The following is a 241-nucleotide window of genomic DNA, read 5'->3' on the forward strand; positions in this document are numbered from 1 at the left end:
TGCTTAACGCAATGTACATCTTGAACATTAAAAACGCCATTAACTCTGAATTGCAAGGGCGAATTTCGCCTTTGGCCATCGCTTCTTCAATTTTTTCGCGAATGTAAGCGATCATTTCACGATCAAGCCGCTTCATCACGTCCCGTACAGCTGCCGTGCCAATATCGCGAACTTCTTGTAAAAGTTTTATTGTCAGTTCATGCTCCTGGCGAAACGTAAAAATGCGCTGCAAGGCACGCTG

The 241-nt window shown here is 44.8% G+C and carries 1 pseudogene; it reads right to left on the reverse strand.

Annotated elements, in window-relative coordinates:
• Positions 1-241, reverse strand: a pseudogene (locus LD028_RS09380) (TetR/AcrR family transcriptional regulator); the annotation flags it as partial.

Source organism: Anoxybacillus sp. LAT27, assembly GCF_022030075.1.
In the GTDB taxonomy this organism is placed as follows: Bacteria; Bacillota; Bacilli; order Bacillales; family Anoxybacillaceae; genus Anoxybacillus; species Anoxybacillus kestanbolensis.